The organism is Bradyrhizobium sp. P2_E8 (assembly GCF_056403875.1).
In genome coordinates this window covers 1-705 of sequence record NZ_JBFUES010001799.1, presented here as the reverse complement: position 1 = coordinate 705, position 705 = coordinate 1, and the positions used below count along the sequence as shown (strand labels likewise).

The 705-nt window shown below is 66.5% G+C and carries 1 protein-coding gene; it reads left to right on the top strand.

Annotated elements, in window-relative coordinates:
* A partial coding sequence (locus tag AC1D00_RS43995; protein ID WP_477015055.1) for an acyl-CoA carboxylase subunit beta occupies positions 1-705 on the top strand: 705 nt, incomplete at both ends.

Sequence of the window (705 nt, the reverse complement as noted above, 5' to 3'; positions counted from 1 at the left end):
CCGCAGGTCGCGATCGTGATGGGGTCCTGTACCGCTGGCGGGGCCTATGTGCCGGCGATGTCGGACGAGAGCATCATCGTGCGCAACCAGGGCACCATCTTCCTCGGCGGCCCGCCGCTGGTGAAGGCGGCGACCGGCGAGGTGGTGACCGCAGAGGAGCTCGGCGGCGCCGACGTGCATTCGCGGCAATCGGGCGTGACCGATCACTACGCCCAGAACGACGCGCATGCGATCGGCATCGCCCGGCGCATCGTCGGCACCTTGAAGCCGTCGAGCCGGCCGAACCTCAACATGCATCCGCCGCGCGATCCGCTGTTCGCGGCCGAGGAGATCTACGGCGTGGTGCCGGTCGATGGCCGCAAGCCGTTCGACGTGCGCGACATCATCGCCCGCGTCGTCGATGGCTCCGAGTTCGACGAGTTCAAGAAGCTCTACGGCACGACGCTGGTGTGCGGGTTCGCCCATATCTGGGGCTATCCGGTCGGCATCATCGCCAACAACGGCATCCTGTTCAGCGAGAGCTCGCTGAAGGGGGCGCATTTCATCGAGCTGTGCTGCCAGCGCGGCATTCCGCTGGTGTTCCTGCAGAACATCACCGGCTTCATGGTCGGCAAGAAATACGAGGCCGGCGGCATCGCGCGCGACGGCGCCAAGCTGGTGACGGCGGTCGCGACGGCGTCTGTGCCGAAATTCACCGTGGTGATC